Source organism: Rhodococcus sp. FH8 (assembly GCF_019266085.1).
Taxonomy (GTDB): domain Bacteria; phylum Actinomycetota; class Actinomycetes; order Mycobacteriales; family Mycobacteriaceae; genus Rhodococcus_F; species Rhodococcus_F qingshengii.
The window spans coordinates 1,261,155-1,278,797 of sequence record NZ_LPNQ01000057.1; the positions used below are offsets into that span (position 1 = coordinate 1,261,155).

20 protein-coding genes are annotated in these 17,643 nt (G+C 59.7%); 8 read left to right on the plus strand and 12 right to left on the minus strand.

Going from position 1 to position 17,643, the window contains the following annotated elements; genetic code table 11:
• Window positions 1-352 precede the first annotated feature (352 nt).
• Both ATN38_RS08785 and ATN38_RS08790 read left to right on the plus strand, forming a co-directional pair.
• Window positions 353-1,243 carry a cutinase family protein gene (locus ATN38_RS08785; RefSeq protein ID WP_157838969.1) on the plus strand — a complete coding sequence of 297 codons (891 nt, stop codon included), beginning with the start codon at window positions 353-355 and terminating at the stop codon, window positions 1,241-1,243.
• A 33-nt stretch (window positions 1,244-1,276) separates the two neighbouring features.
• Window positions 1,277-1,744 carry a hypothetical protein gene (locus ATN38_RS08790; protein WP_128638041.1) on the plus strand — a complete coding sequence of 156 codons (468 nt, stop codon included), beginning with the start codon at window positions 1,277-1,279 and terminating at the stop codon, window positions 1,742-1,744.
• Window positions 1,745-2,135: 391 nt separating this feature from the next.
• On the opposite strand, the gene ATN38_RS08795 is transcribed toward ATN38_RS08790, so the two are convergent.
• Window positions 2,136-3,191: an FAD-binding oxidoreductase gene (locus ATN38_RS08795; RefSeq protein ID WP_007729971.1), complete on the minus strand. Its 1,056-nt coding sequence runs from the start codon at window positions 3,189-3,191 to the stop codon at window positions 2,136-2,138.
• A 114-nt stretch (window positions 3,192-3,305) separates the two neighbouring features.
• Here ATN38_RS08795 and ATN38_RS08800 point away from each other — a divergent pair, with 114 nt between their 5' ends.
• Window positions 3,306-4,160 (plus strand): hypothetical protein, encoded by an 855-nt coding sequence (locus ATN38_RS08800; RefSeq protein WP_054780965.1) that lies wholly within the window; start codon window positions 3,306-3,308, stop codon window positions 4,158-4,160.
• Between the two features lie 77 nt (window positions 4,161-4,237).
• Here ATN38_RS08800 and ATN38_RS08805 read toward each other — a convergent pair whose 3' ends face one another.
• The 3 genes from ATN38_RS08805 to ATN38_RS08815 are packed head-to-tail and all read right to left on the minus strand — an operon-like array spanning window position 4,238 to window position 5,778.
• Window positions 4,238-4,678: a MaoC/PaaZ C-terminal domain-containing protein gene (locus ATN38_RS08805; protein WP_007729969.1), complete on the minus strand. Its 441-nt coding sequence runs from the start codon at window positions 4,676-4,678 to the stop codon at window positions 4,238-4,240.
• Window positions 4,675-5,124 (minus strand): MaoC family dehydratase N-terminal domain-containing protein, encoded by a 450-nt coding sequence (locus tag ATN38_RS08810; protein ID WP_019745537.1) that lies wholly within the window; start codon window positions 5,122-5,124, stop codon window positions 4,675-4,677. The genes ATN38_RS08805 and ATN38_RS08810 overlap by 4 nt, the downstream gene beginning before the upstream one ends.
• A gap of 9 nt (window positions 5,125-5,133) precedes the next feature.
• Window positions 5,134-5,778, minus strand: coding sequence for a TetR/AcrR family transcriptional regulator (locus tag ATN38_RS08815; protein ID WP_007729967.1), 645 nt, complete (start codon window positions 5,776-5,778; stop codon window positions 5,134-5,136).
• Window positions 5,779-5,890: 112 nt separating this feature from the next.
• Between ATN38_RS08815 and ATN38_RS08820 the strand changes: the two genes are divergently transcribed.
• Window positions 5,891-6,772 (plus strand): alpha/beta fold hydrolase, encoded by an 882-nt coding sequence (locus ATN38_RS08820; protein WP_007729964.1) that lies wholly within the window; start codon window positions 5,891-5,893, stop codon window positions 6,770-6,772.
• Between the two features lie 156 nt (window positions 6,773-6,928).
• Complete coding sequence (locus ATN38_RS08825) at window positions 6,929-7,168, plus strand: hypothetical protein (RefSeq protein ID WP_007729961.1); 240 nt, start codon at window positions 6,929-6,931, stop codon at window positions 7,166-7,168.
• Between the two features lie 34 nt (window positions 7,169-7,202).
• Here the strand turns inward: ATN38_RS08825 and ATN38_RS08830 are convergent, their stop codons facing one another.
• Window positions 7,203-7,502, minus strand: coding sequence for a DUF4259 domain-containing protein (locus ATN38_RS08830; RefSeq protein ID WP_223304584.1), 300 nt, complete (start codon window positions 7,500-7,502; stop codon window positions 7,203-7,205).
• Between the two features lie 1,420 nt (window positions 7,503-8,922).
• On the opposite strand from ATN38_RS08830, the gene ATN38_RS08835 reads away from it, so the two are divergent.
• Together ATN38_RS08835 and ATN38_RS08840 are read left to right on the plus strand one after the other, a co-directional pair.
• Window positions 8,923-9,060: a hypothetical protein gene (locus ATN38_RS08835; protein WP_021345701.1), complete on the plus strand. Its 138-nt coding sequence runs from the start codon at window positions 8,923-8,925 to the stop codon at window positions 9,058-9,060.
• 303 nt (window positions 9,061-9,363) lie between these two features.
• Window positions 9,364-11,319: an AarF/ABC1/UbiB kinase family protein gene (locus tag ATN38_RS08840; protein ID WP_238054086.1), complete on the plus strand. Its 1,956-nt coding sequence runs from the start codon at window positions 9,364-9,366 to the stop codon at window positions 11,317-11,319.
• 14 nt (window positions 11,320-11,333) lie between these two features.
• Here the strand turns inward: ATN38_RS08840 and ATN38_RS08845 are convergent, their stop codons facing one another.
• The 4 genes from ATN38_RS08845 to ATN38_RS08860 all read right to left on the minus strand — a co-directional run bounded on the left by ATN38_RS08845 (window position 11,334) and on the right by ATN38_RS08860 (window position 14,418).
• Window positions 11,334-12,065 carry a hypothetical protein gene (locus ATN38_RS08845; protein WP_042447058.1) on the minus strand — a complete coding sequence of 244 codons (732 nt, stop codon included), beginning with the start codon at window positions 12,063-12,065 and terminating at the stop codon, window positions 11,334-11,336.
• Between the two features lie 38 nt (window positions 12,066-12,103).
• On the minus strand, window positions 12,104-12,388 hold the full coding sequence (locus ATN38_RS08850; RefSeq protein WP_003939785.1) for a hypothetical protein: 285 nt from the start codon (window positions 12,386-12,388) through the stop codon (window positions 12,104-12,106).
• Window positions 12,389-12,515: 127 nt separating this feature from the next.
• On the minus strand, window positions 12,516-14,123 hold the full coding sequence (locus ATN38_RS08855) for an AMP-binding protein (RefSeq protein WP_063315715.1): 1,608 nt from the start codon (window positions 14,121-14,123) through the stop codon (window positions 12,516-12,518).
• A 103-nt stretch (window positions 14,124-14,226) separates the two neighbouring features.
• Complete coding sequence (locus ATN38_RS08860; RefSeq protein WP_042447067.1) at window positions 14,227-14,418, minus strand: hypothetical protein; 192 nt, start codon at window positions 14,416-14,418, stop codon at window positions 14,227-14,229.
• 25 nt (window positions 14,419-14,443) lie between these two features.
• Between ATN38_RS08860 and ATN38_RS08865 the strand changes: the two genes are divergently transcribed.
• Window positions 14,444-14,959 carry a CGNR zinc finger domain-containing protein gene (locus tag ATN38_RS08865; protein WP_003940315.1) on the plus strand — a complete coding sequence of 172 codons (516 nt, stop codon included), beginning with the start codon at window positions 14,444-14,446 and terminating at the stop codon, window positions 14,957-14,959.
• Between the two features lie 10 nt (window positions 14,960-14,969).
• Here ATN38_RS08865 and ATN38_RS08870 read toward each other — a convergent pair whose 3' ends face one another.
• The 3 genes from ATN38_RS08870 to ATN38_RS08880 all read right to left on the minus strand — a co-directional run bounded on the left by ATN38_RS08870 (window position 14,970) and on the right by ATN38_RS08880 (window position 17,540).
• The gene (locus ATN38_RS08870; protein WP_218747818.1) at window positions 14,970-15,602 is read right to left on the minus strand and encodes a hypothetical protein; all 633 of its coding nucleotides are present in this window, start codon (window positions 15,600-15,602) and stop codon (window positions 14,970-14,972) included.
• Between the two features lie 87 nt (window positions 15,603-15,689).
• The gene (locus tag ATN38_RS08875; protein ID WP_007729952.1) at window positions 15,690-16,226 is read right to left on the minus strand and encodes a hypothetical protein; all 537 of its coding nucleotides are present in this window, start codon (window positions 16,224-16,226) and stop codon (window positions 15,690-15,692) included.
• A 150-nt stretch (window positions 16,227-16,376) separates the two neighbouring features.
• The gene (locus ATN38_RS08880) at window positions 16,377-17,540 is read right to left on the minus strand and encodes an LLM class flavin-dependent oxidoreductase (RefSeq protein ID WP_042447073.1); all 1,164 of its coding nucleotides are present in this window, start codon (window positions 17,538-17,540) and stop codon (window positions 16,377-16,379) included.
• Window positions 17,541-17,643 lie beyond the last annotated feature (103 nt).

Consider the following 17,643-nt stretch of genomic DNA (forward strand, 5'->3'; position numbering starts at 1 on the left):
ACCTTCAGCGGCAGATCTTAAGAACAGCAAACTTACTCCTGCAATCACTCAAGAACTGATGCCATTCATTCTTGCGCGTCAAACCAGTAAGCACGGACACGTTTCAAATACGGGTGCCGGGAACTGAAGCACTCCCCATAGGTCGCTTCGAAGCCCTACGAACTTCTCAGAAACGAGGGTGCGTGATCCGGAATTCCCACATGGCGCCTTCTGCTTGTGGCGAAGAGGTGTCATCTGTTCGGATGAATCTGCAGAATTCCGTTGATGATTGCCCCAGATGGTCCTACCATGACCGACAGTTGGAAATGTAAATAGACCAAGGGAAACTGAAATGCTTCTACTGAGGCGGACCGTGCAGGCAAACTCATTCCACTCGCGACAATTAACTGTTTTACTAACTTTAACCGCAATATTCTTCGGTTCGTTAATTACAGCACCGACCGCACGTGCCGTTACACCAAAACCCGTGCAGCTAACGGTTCAACAAGCATGTTCTTCGGCAGACTATGTACTTATAGGAGCAAGAGGGTCAGGAGACCCGTCGGATGGGCAGTTCGGCGGCTTGGGTAGTGTGGTCTATTCCGCCTATCAATATCTTACCGACAAGTTAGCCAAGCGCAACACCTCCATTGCCGCAATACCCGTCACGTATCCTGCTCAAGAAGTCCAATCGTTGGCCCTCACACTAACGGGGAAAAGTTACTATTTCGATGGACTAGCCCAGGGTGTTAGCGATATCCGGAAATCAATTAACACTTTTGAAACGTGGCCCGGATGCAAAGGAAAGCAACTAGTTCTCATCGGATATTCCCAAGGAGCAATGGTTATCAATCGAGTCCTCCAAGAGCCAAACAAGAACCATCCTGTCTTTTTCTCTGCCAATATTCTCATCGGTAACGGTGACCGGCACTCCAACGACCGCACGATACCGGTCGGAAATGCCAGAGCAAACTCCAAAGGAATCGGCTTTACATTTCCTCCGATGAGTGGAACCAAATTCGTCCCCCTGGCACCGCTCGACATTAACGCGGTAAATGTTTGCGTTGACGGAGACATAGTCTGCGCACCTCACTTGAACACCGTCAAACCTCCCTGGTGGTGCACTGCATTACTCAGTAAAGCTTGTTCCGCTTTCTGGTCCGTCGTTGCAGGAGTCGATCTATACAGACAGGTAAATCTACACCTTACCTCTTACGCCGGCAGTTCCATCTTGCGCCAAGCTATCGACAATCGATTCGATTGATTCCCGCACTCACAAACCAGATTGAGGTAAACCATGATGTCTATTAGAAGAAACTTGGGGCGGGGCGTCGGGCTCGCTTCGGTTGCACTGGCTACATACATATGCATCTTCTTCGCCTCATCGGCCAGAGCTGCCGGGCCGACCATTGAAATCAAAGAATCCGGCTCCACCGTGACTGCAAGAATTTTAGAGATCCCAGAAAATCTTCCCTGCGCAATGGTTGCATGGGACGGCGCCAGGTACAGCGAGGCCGATTTAGATTCTTCCGAGAAGGCAGAATCCTTCAACGATCAGGCGTTGACGACACCGGATCCTCAGTTCATTTTCACCAATTCGAATGAATCAACCATGGAGATTGAATTTCCGTTACCAGGAAAATTTGTGATTGCGGTAGGGTGTACATCTCTGGAGGACGGCACAGATACCGCTTATTCGACCAAGACAATAACAATTAGAAAAAATGGGACAGGAAGCATTAACACCGGAAGCTTTGGAAGCTAGACGGCAAGCAGCACGCAGATTCCACCTCCAATCATTTGCGCGACCCAAACAGCGTATACAGCCCGACCGTGCCAACTAGAAAGTATTCGCGGGATCCCGTCAGTATGTAAGTGCATTCGCTGCGAAAGTGCGAACCCCACGGGCGGCTTCGATACGTCCCCCGAGGGCAGGACCGTGGTTCCGAGTTTGCTGATCCTGCTTACCCCCCAGCGTCATCGCGGACGGATCGCCCGGCGCGATCGAATCCACTTCGATCAGGATGTCACGGCATCCCTCTTTTGGGTTTTCTAAATCCTGGCGAGGCGGTCAGCAAAAATCAACCATTTGGCTACTCGCCGCAAAGGACTTTGTCATCACAGAATCATGCCGATACTCAGACCTTCGCGGCAAGCTAGAGTTCTGCCGCTCGGGCGAAGTCCCCGGCCACGTGGGCTCCAATTGCTCCGGCCAGAATGATCGCCGGATGCGTCGCGGCCAGATAGAGCCCCGACACGCCTTCGGCGAAGCCCAGCAGCGGGCGGCCACCACGCGGGATGGGACGGTCAGCGACTACCGCCTCGATCAGTTCCACTTGGTCACCGTCCTCGAGCTGACTGCGGATCGCGTTCAGCGTCGGCCCCGCAAGCTCACGAACATCTCCGGAGAACCCGACCGGAACATCTTCAGCCGCAATCAGTGTCGTGTCGTCCAATTGCCGGATCTCGAAATCCGGAGAGGAGAGTATTCCGTTCACCAATGGGTGGGGCGTCGAGAATCTGATGAGACAACACGGGGAGGCGTCGACCTCGACGTCCACTCCCGCCGACGCCGCGAGTCCAGGAATCGCGGTACCCGCAGCGAGCACGGTGGCCGATCCGTAGACGGGACCGTCGGCAGTCATTACTCCGCACACTCTCATGCCCTCCGCGAGCACCCCGAGCACACTGACATCGGAATACACTGTGGCACCGTACTCTTCGGCACCTCGCAGGAGCGATCGAGCGAACGCAACCGGGTCAACGCCACCGTCATCAGGCGCGTACGCTGCGACCGAGGGGGTCGTCCGCAATCCCGGCTCACGAGCAAGGATCTCCTCTTTACCGATGAGGTCGACGGGATGGCCGAGTGCTCGATGAGCATCTACGAACGCTCGAGTCTCCCCTTCCGTCTCTTCCCAGGTGATCGCGCCTCTGCGGCGCAAACCGATTGGCTCGACGAGTTCGCGCTCCAGGCGGTCGAATTCTACTGCAGCGCCTTGCCGGAACGGATCTGAGTAAGTTTCTGCGGCACTCTTCGAGAGGCCGACCCAGGCAAAGGAGTTGCCGGTCACCCCTCCCGCCACCGAGCCGTGCTCCAGCACGGTGACTCGGAGACCAACGCGCGCCAGGTGATACGCGATCGACGCGCCGACGATGCCGGCACCAATCACCAGGATCGGACTGTCGTTTCGACCATTCGGATGCGTCACCAGTGGACCATATCTGCGAGCCGCAACGTGGATCCACTCAATTTGGATGCGAGGACTTCGGCGGTAAACGGAGGACTAAGCCTCGGCGCACATCGGGACCGATACGGTGTGCTCATGCTCTGGCGTTGGTTCGCAGTCGTGATCGTCATCCTCGCTGTTGCCGGCATTTGGCACGTGACCATCCCCGACCGTCCTGTTGCCGCAATAGTCGACGCCGAGACGCTGGGGTGCGCGACCCCGTATCCGATCGGCCCGCTCCAGACGACACCAACTGCGACAGTTCCAGACGATTTCGTACCCGTCGCCGCCGTCACGTGCGACCCGTTTGTCAGCGACAACGTGGCAGCCGACCGAACCGTCAGCTTCTCTGCTCATCGTTGGGAGGGCGATTTCAGTCGGGCGGTGGAAATGCTGAACCGCTCGTCCGCGCACAAGACTTGGTTCCCCGAAGGCTGCGGTGACAACTACAGCCTGGCTGTCCTGGAGCAATTCTGGTTGGTCGACGATCGAGACCGAGCAACTCGGCCGGGGTATCCCTCCGATTCGTGTGGACTACCGAAACCCGGTGGCCTGGCCGCCATCAAGGAACTGACACCGGTCGGCAGTACCGAACACCGAATAGCGTTGTCCGACGATCAGATCTACGAACTGTCGCATTGCACGCCGACCTACCGACCAGCCACGACAGGTACAACGGCGCTGACATCGCTGTCGGCGGGCAGCGTTTTCTGCCGATTCTCCTCCACCGAATTCGTAGGCACATCGTCTACGACGGAAACCTTCGACGGACTTCCACCCGCTCCCGACTGTGACGCGGTGGCCACCGAGGTGGCGTCGACGATCTACGTGGACCGTCCTACGAACGAGGAACGATTACTCACCGTCGAGATCGACGGCTGTCGGCGCGTCATCGCCGACGGATACGCACCGATGCAAGCGTCGGACGAGCTGTTGGTGTCTTTCCGGTAGTGCTGTGCCACAATGCAGTTGATCTCCCGCCCGGATGCGTAGGTCCCGATGTGACCAGTGACAGCACTCAAAACCTGTCAGGCGCCCGGGAACTGAAGGTGCGCCTGGGTCTTTCCCAGAACCGTCTGGCCCTTGTGCGTGACTGTGACATCGATCCGCGTTGTCCGCATCGTGGCGTCGATCCGCGCGATCTTCGCAGTGATGGAGAGATCAGCACCATCGACGGCATCGACTACGACGGGCCGAGTAAAGCGAGTTTCATACGAGATCACACCGCTCGGGTCACCAAACCAGTCGACGATGGCCTGCAAAGCAATTCCGGCAGTGAGCATTCCGTGAGCCAGAACTCCCGGTAGCCCAGCCGCGGTAGCGATTGCGTCGTTGAAATGGATCGGGTTCATGTCGCCGGAGGCACCGGCGTAGCGAACTAGGTCATCACGAGTGAGGACCAGATCAACCTTCGCGACGATGTCACCAAGGACGAGGTTTTCGAAAACCGGCACGACGGGTACGGTCATGCGCCTTCTCCTCGCGCCAGTAGCGTCGAGGTGACCGTTGCTACCAAAGCGTCGGTCACGTCGTGGATCTCGGAAACTGTCGACAGGATCGCACTGCCTGCTCGCACTGTCACCCCTGTAATCGTCAGTGTCGTAGACAGGTCATCGCCAGCGACTATCGGACGCTGATGCTCGATCTTCTCGGAAGTATGGACCACACGAGTCGGATCGAGCCCGGTATCCGGCGTACGCAGCAGTGCCATGATCGCTCGTTGCTGGACAACGGTTGTGAACGTTGTCGGCGCGATGACATCGACGAACCCGGCCTCCCTGGCGACACCGACATCATGATGCAAGGGATTGCTCGAACGCACCGCCAGAGCGAACTCGCGAATCTTCTCGCGCCCGACAAGGTACGAAGACGAGGGAAACACCCGGCCGGCGAGCGCTGGGTTCACAGGAGACATCCCGGAATACTAACGGCGGCCGACTTCGGGTTGATTCGTGGCCTGAGGTCTCGTCGGCCCGAGAATGCGATCGAGGAGACGCTCAACCAACTGCACCGCCAATTCTGCTGTGCCGTAGCCGGGAAGCATCCCCTGGGCGAGCCCGGCGACAGCCGCCAGAATGAGCTCGGCGTCGAGGTCGGGATCCATTGACGGCGCAACCGCGTCCCGATTGGTCACTCGTTGAAGCTGGCCGGAAATGAGCGCTGTCAACTCTCTTGGCGCAGTGAGGGTTTCCTCGGCGGCGATTCCTTGTCCGGTCAGTGCGGCAGCGTGGAAGGCGCCGAGAACAATCGCTTCCTCCCGACGTTGTCGATCGAGCGGGAGCATGCCAACAAGGAACGCTGAAATAACCTCGCGGGGTGTCGCTTCCGCGCCAAGAACAGACAACTCCTGCATCAAGCGAGCACCCGCATCCTGACGCACAGCTTGATGCGTCGCGAGAAGGAATTCCCGCTTCGTGCCGAAGTAGTACTGCACGAGTCGCACCGAAATCCCTGCCTCGGCAGCAACGGACTGAAATGTCACCGCCGCGAGTCCACCGTCGACAATCACTCGCCGCACCGCATCGGTGATCTCCCGTTGCCTCACTTCATGGTCGACCAGTCGCGGCATGAGGCTGTCCTTCCCCTTTCGAATGGATGACTTTGACTCGTTAATGATACGCACGTACCGCATTAGTGATACGGTCATACCATCAAAATTGAAAGCAGCGAGAGGGAGGCTCATGCCGAAGATCGGACGATTCAAGAACGAGGCATCAAAGCAGGCGTACGAGAGCATCTACCGAGAACTGGAGGGCACCTGGCCGGTTCCGTCGACACAACTCGACGTGCCGACATCGTTCGGAACTACCCATGTCCGTAGGTCGGGGACCGGCACGGAGACGCCGATCGTCCTGCTGCACGCAGTCGGCGCCAATTGTCTGCAATGGCACATCGTCATCGAGGACCTGTGCCGAGACCGAGTCGTTTATGCGCTGGACACGATCGGTACTGCAGGCCGCAGTGTGCAGACCGCTCCATTGACCGGGGAATCCGACTTCGCCACCTGGGTGGGCGAGGTATTGAACGAACTCGGGGTCGATCGCGTCCACCTGGTCGGCTACTCGCATGGTGCGTGGCACGCCGTTCTAGTAGCACTTCACGCCCCTGAACGACTGGCGAGTGTGACCCTAATCGAACCGGGTGGAGTCTTCGACAAGCCCTCGTGGCGTGTGCTGCTGAAGATGATCCGCGCCGGTATGCGCCGCACCGACAAAAATATTCGCAAGCTCAACGATTGGCTGTCCCCCGGGTACGTCATCGGCGATCGCGAGTTCGCTTTGGTTACAGAGGCATTGAACTACCGGCCCGGTGTCGGGTGGGCACGAATGCTCAAGGATGCAGAAGTGCAGTCGATCTCGGTCCCAATGCTCGTAATCTCCGGCGCTGAGACGGTGGTCTCCAACCCCGAGCAGGTGGCCGCGAGGTTAGCTGATCTTGTACCTGAAGCCGAAGTGGAGATCTATGCCGGAACCGGCCACGGAATCCTGGGACACATACCCGATCGGGTGATTCCCCGACTCATGAAGTTCGTCCGCAATCATGACGACGCGAAGCGGACGTGATCTCGCGGACCAGCCGCCGACAAGGTGGTGATGAAGCCGGTCAATCAGCTGGCCAAGGCGGTACAACTGACAGAGGAGAACATTCCTCTCCGACCACCGCGGTCGGGTAATGGTGGCCGTTGCCGCCGCCGTTTTGGTCGTGGCGGGAGGTCTGTGGTGGACGAAGACCATCTCCTCGCGCAGATACTCGGTGGCAGTGCTTCCGACTACGAGTCCGATCTGACGATCACAGATGCGGACATACCTGGGCTCGCGGTGACGGCCCGAGGTCGAACCCCCAGCGCTGCCCGAGCATTGGCGACCGACGCCGCCGAAGCTCTCTGTTCGATGTTCGAAGAAGCCAACGCAATGACTTCCGGAGGGTTCACGTTCACCGTCGTTCCACCGGGGACCTGACGGATCTATGGTCAGTAGCGCGGCCGCACCAGGTTTATGCCTGTTCGCGCTCGGCTGCGAGGGCGACCGCCTGTTCGAAGGTATGGACGAGCACTGCACGTCGAGCGACCTTGTGATCCTCGTCCGGTTCGAGTTCGTCAATGTAGCCATCCCACACGCGCAGATATCGATCGCGCCAGTCGATCAGCACTTGCGTCGATGGAAAGGTCACACCGACTCGTTTCGTCTGGGCAATATCGGTGAGGATCTCGAGCCACGCCGGCACCATCTCCCCGCCCCATTCATCCGGCTCCAGACTCGAATCGTCTTCGAACTCGGCAGTGATGTCGTCCACGATTCGACCGGTCAGGGCCCCCAACCCATCCGCGACGGTGTCACTGTCAAAGTTTCCCGGACCCCAGACTCCCACAAGCCCTCCCATATCGATTGCGGATAAATTCAGGTCGACAGTCGCGTCGCCGTCGCAGCAGGCCGTGAGCGTGCTCGCAGTCGCAGGTCGGCAATTGCAAATTGGAGAATCTGCCGCCCGCTCAGTCAGAGCTTGCGGTCATTGGCGCCCGCCCAAATCGGACTGTCGACTATCTTCCGAAACTTCGGCGACCCACCGATTGCTGAAATTTTGAGCATCAACCAGTTCCAGATTCTCACAGCCACCTCCGCGTCGTATCTCACCGTCAACACTAACCGACCGGCGAGACTCTTTTGGCTACCGGTACACCACTATGCGTCGACCAGTTAGATCAAGTGTGAACTCGAACTGGCGCAACAGATCGCCGGGAACTGCAGGAGCGCTTGGGTCTTTCCCAGAACCGTCTGGCCCTTTGTGCGTGACGGCGATTGGTTCTGGGTGCATCGATCCGGTCGGAAGCACTGCGATGTTTGTCGGCACACGGAATTGCGCTCGGTGGAGATCGAGGATCCGTATCCACGGGTGTCGCAGGCAATTCCTGAAGATTCGCAGGGGAAATAGCTGCGCATCGCCACCCCCAACAGCGATTCCGTCGATTGTGTAACAACCACACGAAGAACAGCCATCGATGTCCGAAAGGAAGACTGATCCGGCGAGACCGCGAGGTAGTGTCACATCTGCCCAGCAAAACTCGCCACGATCTCGAGAAGACGGTCGGCCTCGCCAACTGCCACTTCTGACGTTACGACGTTGCTGGGCAGGTGTTTACGGAAAAGGGTTTCGCACGCCGGGTACCGATCGCTGATGGGACTGATCACCCCTTCTCCGAAAGATGTTGGTAACGAATCGAACCCCGAGCATAGAGGTGCAACGATTGGGCGAGTTGATTCAACGCCCCGATGTGCGATCTATCTGTTTGCGCCAATCATTTTCGGCAAAGGCTTAATTCGCCGAACGGGGCCGGGTACTGCAATAGCTGGTCGAGTATTCGATCACGCGTCTTACGCTAAGGAAGGACCGAGAACATGACTGAAGTAATTTCGTGGATTGTCCAGAATCCGATTGGTGCCGTCGTCGCGCTTGTTGCCGACATCATAATATTGACGATGTCGTCTGTCGCGGGATACTCGTAACCGAATCCGCCCGTCCTTCACGGTATTCCTAAGTCGGGGAACTACATTCGAAACACAGAGGGCCGCAACCGCAGCGTACTGTCGGCGCTCGTCACTGACCTTTCGTGGCCTCATATGCCCAACTGCGCTGGGTCCGTACTGACGTCCCTCGTGTCGAGTGTCGCACCACCAGTTTCAATCAGTCACGCCATCACTACTCAGGAGGAATCACAATGGGTTCGATCAACGCATTCAACGAATGGGTCAACCAAGCTACGTATGCGGGCGACCCGTTTGCCACCGCCATAGCGATCGTCCAGTTCTTCGCGGTGAGTCTCGTCAACCTGTTCACCGGCGGCCCCATTCTTTAATGGAGTCCACTCGGTCTCACTTCTGCTCGGCGTCCATCGCAGCCTGTTCTTCGGCTGTACTGCTCCTCGCGAAAGGTGGCCGGGACATCGCTGACGAGCATGATGCGCAGTTCGGCCTCGCGGATGGTCAGTGAACGCAGTTTTGGACGGTCGATCAGGACGAGTCGACATCGGAGCGAATGAACACCGAAGTGCCCAAGCATGTTCGACGCTTGGGCACTGTCGGGCTTGTTACCCGGCAGTCGGGGTGGGCTCGGGGTTTTCCTGGATGTATCGCAGATTGCGAACCCGTACGCTATCGCAATGGACTTGATGGTCTGGATCGTCACGACGCCATTTCTTGCAGCAGCACTGGCGGGCGTGATGCGACGAACGCTGGGGACGAGAGTCGGATGGCCGCGAACCCTTGCGGTCGCGGTGATAGCACTCTCGGTGGGGGTTCCACTGTCGGGATACGTCGCAACACTTGCAGGAATTGCCAGCCAGGACGATCAACTTCTGGTGAGCGTAGGAACAGCGCTCATATTCTTCGGAGTTGTCGCGCTCTGGGTGTTCGCAGCATGCCTGGCCGCATTGGTTTTCCTCGAAGTTGTCCTTCCAACAGGGTCCATCCCCGGACCGCCAGAAGCATTGCAGCGCAGCCGCAAATCGTGGCGACGAACCAAGCGATACGTCCAGATCATGGGCATCGTCGTGCGAGCGGGAGGCGGGCCCGCTCTCCGTGCTGGGCCATCAGCGCCTCAGTTCGGGGACGCGCTGGTGGAAGTAATCAACCGGTGCGGTGTCACTTTCGTCAAGCTGGGACAGATCCTCGGCACGCGAGACGACCTCATACCACCCGAGTTGGCTCGCACTCTCTCGTCTCTGCAAAGTTCGGCACGACCGGCTGATCCAGTCCGCATTGCGAAGCTACTGGCATCGGAACTCGGCGACGCACCAGAGTCGGTGTTCGCATGGTTCGATGTGGAGCCGTTCGCCGCCGCCTCTGTCGCACAGGTACATTCCGCGCGCACCGTTGAAGGCGTCGACGTTGTGGTGAAGGTTCAACGCCCCGAGGCGAGCGCACAAGTGAGCGTGGATTGCGATATCTTCCTTCGCGTGTCATCCCGCGCGGAGACCCGTTTTCCCTGGGCACGCGATATCGGCGTTCACCGACTCGCCGGGGGCCTCGTCACGTCACTGCTCGAGGAACTCGACTACCGCACCGAAGCAGCGAATACCGGCGCGATTGCTTCCACCATGTCGAACCGCCCGGATATCGTCGTTCCGCATATCTACCCCAACCTCAGTAGCGGACGGGTGCTCGTGATGGAACGTCTTCACGGCACACCGCTCTCCGACGGTGAGTCGGCGCTCACCGGCCTCGACCGCGACACCCGCAGCAGCATCGCCAACGAACTTCTTGCGTCGTTGCTCGACGGGATCTTTGTCCACGGCGTGTTTCACGCGGACCTGCACCCCGGCAACATCATGATCCTCGATGACGGCCGGATCGGGCTCCTCGACTTCGGCGCAGTAGGGGTTCTGGACGGCGAGACACGGATCTTGTTCGCCGTGCTCCTCAACGCTGCCCTCGCAGGTGATCCGGTGGCGACAGTCGACGCGATGCTGATGGCATTCGACGTGCCGCCCGAAGTTGATCGCGGAGCACTACGTCACCAGGTGGGCCGAGAGATCACCCTGCTCAGTGTCCAACCCAATGTTTCCATGGCATCGTTCGCGCGAATGTTCACTGTGCTTCGCGAACACCGAATCGGAGTGCCGGGAGACGTCGCCGCCGCTTTCCGTTCGCTCGCGTCCTTGGAGCGCGCCCTGCGGCTCCTGGATCCGCAGATCGACCTCGTCGCTGCTGTTCGGGCCGAAGTACCCCGACTGTTGACCCATGTCGCCAGCCCGACTGCAGCCGCGCAGGCAATCCTGTCGACGACGGCGGTCACAACCGCGGTGGTCAGGCGCCTGCCTGGTCAGCTCGATCAGATCGCGACCTCGATCGCGTCGGGAAGCTTCACACTTCGCACTCGCTCGGTTGCACACCCCGACGACAGGCGATGGCTACGACGGTCGGCGAACAACGCCCTGGGTATGGCGGCGGGAGTGACCGCGCTGATCGTCGCGGCGATCCTGCTGTTCGTACCTGGCGGACCACAACTCACACCTCAGCTGTCGGGCTATGCACTCGCGAGTGCGGTACTGGGCTTCGTCGGCGTCGTTCTGTGCATGCGGACCGTGTTCCGTTTGTTCACACTCGACAACCGGTAACCGAGAACTGATGTTCATCGCTTGATCTCGATGTCGTCGAAGTCGAGCGCCAGGAGGGTCGGCCGCGAGAGAACGCGACTGCCTGGGCCCCGCGGGAGAACGCGCCGTCGAGTGGGAAAGGTGAGACCGTCGAACTGACGGTGATGGTCACAGTAGAGAGCAGCTTTCGCCCAGCTGCCTACCGGTTCGGCGACGAAGTCGTGACGGCGGATGAGGCCACCGTTGTCGACATAGAAGGTCTGCTGCCGGCAATGGGTGTCGATTTCTGGCGCAAATGTTGCTTGTAGTCGTCGCCATTGCTGCCCGGATTCCTGCCAAGGTTCGGCTTCGGTGACAGTGATGTCGTCGCGGGCGAGCAGCAGCGGTGCGTTCAGATAGTTCCAAAAGGCGTAGCCGGCAAAGTAAGCGGTGTCGAGCGCGTCCCAGTGGAGGTTGCGCCGGACTCCACTCAACCCGAAAAACTCTGGACGTGGGTCGGTTCGCCTCCCGAGTTCTTCGCCGTCACGAGTTTCGATCCGCACGACGCCCTTGTCGAACACAGCGCACTCGCCGACACGCGGAAAGTCTTGGAGGACAGTGCGTTGCTCGGCGACTTCAACCTCGACCGTGAACTTCGCCAGCTTGTTGCCGGGGAAGCGCTGAGGCAGCAGACCGCCCAAACGTCCCCGTGCCGTGATCGCTGAAACAGACTGCCAACGTTCGACTCCGCCATGTGCGGTGAGGACTTCATCGAGTAGTTCGGTCATATGTCGACGCTCTCCGTCCCCTGACGGAACTGTGGAAATCAGCGATCAGACGGACGCGTAGTTGTAGTTGCGTTCCTCCCGCGGTACCACTGCCACCCCGCGGTGATGATGACAGCGCCGGCAAGGGACCCGAGGATGCCGCTCGGGCGCAATGATAATCCGTCGCCTGCAATCAAACTCACGAGCAATCCGCCGACCAGCGAACCACCGATTCCCGCGATGAACGCGAAGGTCCAGTCCACTCGTGCGGTCGTTTTCCCCAGAATCAGCTGGGCTCCCGCTCCGATGACGATCCCGAACAGGAGTATTCCGATGATGAGCATGAGCTGAGACCCTTTCGTGGAGTGACGACGCAAGGCGCGAACGACTTACTCTGCGCCATCTTTCCGGTATGTCTCTTATGTCGTGGTGAAATCCGTGTGAAAGGTTGTCGCCACCCACTCCACACTGCTAGGACGACGCCAGTGTCGTCGCCCAGCGGTAGTCCGCCTTACCGGCCGGGGTCCTCTTGACTTCATCGACCAGCACGATCGTGCGCGGCACCTTGTAACCGGCCAACGTCTTACGGCAATGTTCCTGAACCGCTTCGAGAGTCAGCTCGTCGGACTCGGGATAGGTCGCGATCACCGCGGCAACCTGCTGCCCCATGCGCGCGTCGGGTGCGGGGACGACAAGCGCGTCGGAGATCGCCGGATGCGCGTGAAGGGCAGCCTCGACCTCTTCGGCGAAAACCTTCTCGCCGCCGGTGTTAATGCACTGTGAGCCGCGGCCCAGGAAGACAATCGTGCCGTCCGCTTCAACCTTGCCCATGTCGCCGAGCACCGAAAGACGGGTGCCGTCAGCGCGGGTCGGGAACGTGCGGGCGGTCTTCTCTTCGTCCTTGTAGTACCCGAGCGGGACGTTTCCGATACGCGCGATGTAGCCCACGTCGTCGGAGCCGGCGGGGATCTCTTCGAGCCGCTCGTCGACCAGGATCATGTTCGGCGAGGGCGGCATTCGCAGATTCCCCGCCTCGTCGATGGAGAAGGCGCCGTCGTTACCGGACTCCGAGGCTCCGAAGTTGTCGCGCAACAGCAGGTCCGGCTTCACCGCCAGCATGCGATCCCGAACGCTGGTGGACCAGATCGCACCACCCGAGGTGATCGAGAACAGGGTGCTGAAATCGACCTCGTCTTTGCGTCGTTCCATCTCGTCGACCAACGGCAGTCCCATGCCGTCACCGACGATCAAGATCACCTGTACCGAATCCTTCTCGATCGCTTCGACGACCTTCTCCGCAACGAATTCTCGTCGTAGTACCACGCGCGCGCCGAGGGTGAGGAACGTGAACAGCGAATACAACGCTGCGCCGTGCATGAGGGGGGCGGCAATGAGGAACGAGAGTTCCGGAAATTCCTTTGCAGCGCTGGCTATCTCGGCGAGGTCCTGTCGAGCTTCCTCGCCGTACGGATTTCCGCCGGAGAGCGGCTTACGGAAGAAGTCGTCGTGACGCCACATGACACCCTTCGGGTATCCGGTCGTCCCGCCGGTGTAGAGGAGGTACACGTCGTCGCCCGAACGAGAATCGAACTCCCCTACCGGTGACATCTCGCGAGCGTCGTCGAAGGAAATCACCGACACTTCATGGACTTTCGCGGCAGCGACCAGTTCGGCCTCGACCTCGCCGATCACGATCACCGTCTTCACCTTCGGGCATGCACCGAAAAGGGAAGCAAGGACACGCTGATGCTCGGGGAGTTCCACGACCACTGCGACCGAGTCGGAGTTGGTGAAGATGTACTCGAGCTCGGCGGGCGTGTACCGGTAGTTCACGTTGATCGGGACCGCACGGATCTTGATCAACCCGAGGATCGACGTGACATGTTCGACGCTGTTCTTCAGGAACAGGGCTACATGATCGCCGCGCGAGATGCCGGCTTGCGCGAGCAGGTTGGCCGTTCGATTGGCTTCCGCGTCCAGCTCAGCGTAGGAGAAGTTCTCTCCCTCGTAAGTCAAGGCGACGCGATCAGGCACCGAGCTGGCGACGGTTTCGAATACATCAGCGAGGTTGAACTGCATCGTCTTCCCTTTCAGAGTCTGCGCCGCGATACCGAGGCATACAACCCTGAATCTAGAACACGTTCCATGTCACCCGAGGCAAAACGGAGCGATTAGCTGACCATTACCTGGACCTGACCTTGATCGGCGCAGCGACGGCCGAGCCCGTACCGCCCGACACCCATTCGGCGAGCAAGGTCTGCCACGACCCGCAATGGCAGCGCAGGTAGGTGACCGTCCCCTCGCTGGTCCGATGCCGAGATTCGATCTCCCAGCGGTGGATGCAACTTATCGGCGCGAAATCTGTTTTCTTCATACGACGAGCATGATGTAATGGCATTGTGCATCTCAACCCTTACGGCGAATATGCGGTGACGCTGGCCGCCGACCTGGCCAATCGAAATCCCGAGACCTTGGCCGAACTCGTCGAACGCTGCGTCGATGCAGGCATCATTCTCGATTTCCCCATCGCCGAGAAGGACCTCGACGAGACCCTCGACCTTCTGATCGAGTGGTCGAAAATCGTCGACGTCACGGAGGAGGCAGCCCGCGCCGAGTTGGTGAACGTCATGCTCGAGCAAGCGTCGGCGTATCCGCGCATGACCAACCACGCCAACGACGGGTGGCATCTGCACTACCGCGATCCGCAACAGTCGCTCGCCGAGGTCCTCAAGGCCCTCTTCTCGGTAGGCACGGCGCTGCACCTCGTCGGCCGCGGAATGCACAGATTAGGTCGGTGCACCCTGGACGAGTGCACCAACATCTATGCGGACACCTCACGCAACGGCAATCAGCGGTACTGCTCCCCCACGTGTGCGAATCGCGACGCGGTGCGGCGTCATCGTGCACGCAAGTGAGCTGCACCTACTACGACGTCGGACCCACTACCTCGAAATCCGAGCCACCTTGGTACTCGAACTGAAAGCTACCGCCGCTGCTTCCCGAGCTGATCCGATTCCATGCGTCGATCAAGTCCTGGACCGTGTTGTATCCCAGGTCCTCCAAAGAACCTGAGAGACTTCCAGTTCCGGCGCCCTCGAACCAGCCGCCGACCACAACGGCCTGCGGAATCGCGATAGTGGGATTGGTCGGATCGAGCAGTCGAACGCACGCTCCCGCAACGGCGTACACCCCGGCCGGCAGATTGCCGACGGTCCGCGTGATCGTCTGCCCAGGCGAAACGGCAAACAGATCGAGGATGTTGCTGACGGTCGGATACACCAACACGCCGGGCTGGAGCAGCTTTGCCGGATCGCGGATCACGTCGGGGACATCCCTGGCGTTGAGGATCGCCACTGTGCAGTTGATGAAGCTGAACCGCGGGTTCGGATTGGTGATGGTGAAGGTGATCGCATTGTCCGCTGCGCTCACCGACACCGGAGGCGGGAGAATCGCCGGTGATGCCGACGCCGTCGCCGGAGTCATGACAACCAGTCCCACGACGGCGGCCGACGCCGCGACAATGCTTCCGAGAACGCGTTTGAATCCACGACTTCGCATTTCCGAACCTCCAGGCAAGTCGGTCAGATCACCAGATGCCTGAAGAATAGACCGCTCAGTCGGAAAATTGGAGAGACAGACGGTGAGCTACCCGAAGAGTCCTTCGAGGCTGCCGCTGCCGAACAGGTCGCTCAGGCTTCCGGTATTGATGCCGCTGAACGGTCCACCGATGACAACGAGGCTCGGCACGCCAGGAACAGGCTTACCCAACGTCTCCAGATCGAGAAGATCGGAGCAGGCACCGAGCACGGCGTAGGTTCCGTCCGGAACATCGGTCACGGTGTTGGTGACCGTCTGCCCCTTACCGACGGCGAACAGTGAGGACGGGTCGGTGATCTTGGGGTACACCACAAGGTTCGGATCGAGCAGCTTGAGCGGATCATCAAGCACGGCAGCAGAATCCGCGGCGTTGACGACAAACGCCTGGCACAACGGGGCAATGCCCGTGTTGTTGTTCGTGATCGTCAGTGCCAGATCGTTTCCGGTCACCTTGTACGAGACGACCGGCGGGACCACCTCGGCCGACGCAGTTGCAGGATTGACCATCGCGACGCCTGCCGCGGTTGCAGCGGCGACTGCCACGGTTCCCACGACGCGACGTACTCCACTCGTGCCCAGCTTCATCGAGGATCCTTTCGTACTGCGCCTTGAGTTCGGCAACAGTGCGCAGCCTAGAACGGATCTACTGACCGAATTGCGTGAATAGCCCCGGAGGGAGGCCGTGCCCGAAAGATCGGGACAAACGTCCCCTTCTCGAAGAGCTCGCTGTTCGACTCAGTTCCCACTGGAGACGAAGGGCGTCCGCACCGGTCCGCCGACCGAACCGTGCGGTGCTACCAATCCACGCTTTTCGAGGATCGGACGCACACCCTCACCGAACTGATACGCCTCTTCGAGATGGGGATAGCCCGACAATACAAAGTGATCCAGGCCGATCGCCGCGTACTCGGCAATCCGATCAGCCACTTCTTGGTGCGAACCTACCAATGCGGTGCCTGCACCCCCTCGCACCAATCCGACGCCGGTCCACAGGTTCGGCGCAATCTCCAGCGACCTCGCTCCGACGCCCTCCTTGTAAGCCGAACCGCCGCCGTGCAATTCGAGCATCCGACGCTGACCTTCGGAGCCGGATCGCGCAAGACTCGCCTGAGCCTGCTCGACGGTCGCCGGATCGAGCGCACTGAGCAGCCGATCCGCTTCTGCCCATGCCTGTTCCGAGGTGTCCCGGCTGATGACATGCAGACGGATTCCGTAGTCGAGGTGACGACCTTGAACTTCCGCGAGGTCGCGAATCCAGGCGATCTTGGCGGCAACAGCGGACGGCGTCTCACCCCAGGTGAGATACGTATCCGCGTAACGCGATGCGACGGTTCCGGCCGCCGGCGACGATCCACCGAAGAAGATGGGCGGTACCGGATCCGGAATGCGCTGCAGCGTAGCCTTTTCCACGTTGACGTACTCGCCGGAGAAATCAACCGGACCGTTACCGGACCACAACTGGCGGATCACGTCGAGGAACTCGCCGCATCGTGCGTACCGTTGGTTCTTGTCGAGGAAGTCACCGAACGTGCGCTGCTCGTGGTCCTCCCCGCCGGTCACGACGTTGAGCAGCAGACGACCACCCGACTGCCATTGGAAGGTAGCGGCCATCTGAGCGGCCAGCGTCGGGCTGAGCAATCCCGGTCGCAGAGCAACCAGAAACTTGAGCGTCTCGGTGGTCTCGACCATCATCGCTGTCGTCAGCCATGCGTCTTCGCACCACGCGCCGGTGGGTGTGAGAACGGCCTCGAAGCCGTTCGTCTCGGCGGCCGCGCCGATCTGATTGAGGTATTTCAGCGTCGCCGGACGATCACCGGACATCGAGCTGCCGTGTCCACCCGCCATCAGATTCCGGGAATCACCGTAAGTAGGCAAGAACCAGTGGAAGCGCAGTGACACGGTGATTCCTTTCGTCGACGAACAGGCAGAACTCTTCTGTCATTACAACCACAGTCCACCTCGAAGAACAGGGTTGAAATCACCCTGATCGCTAGGGGTGCCC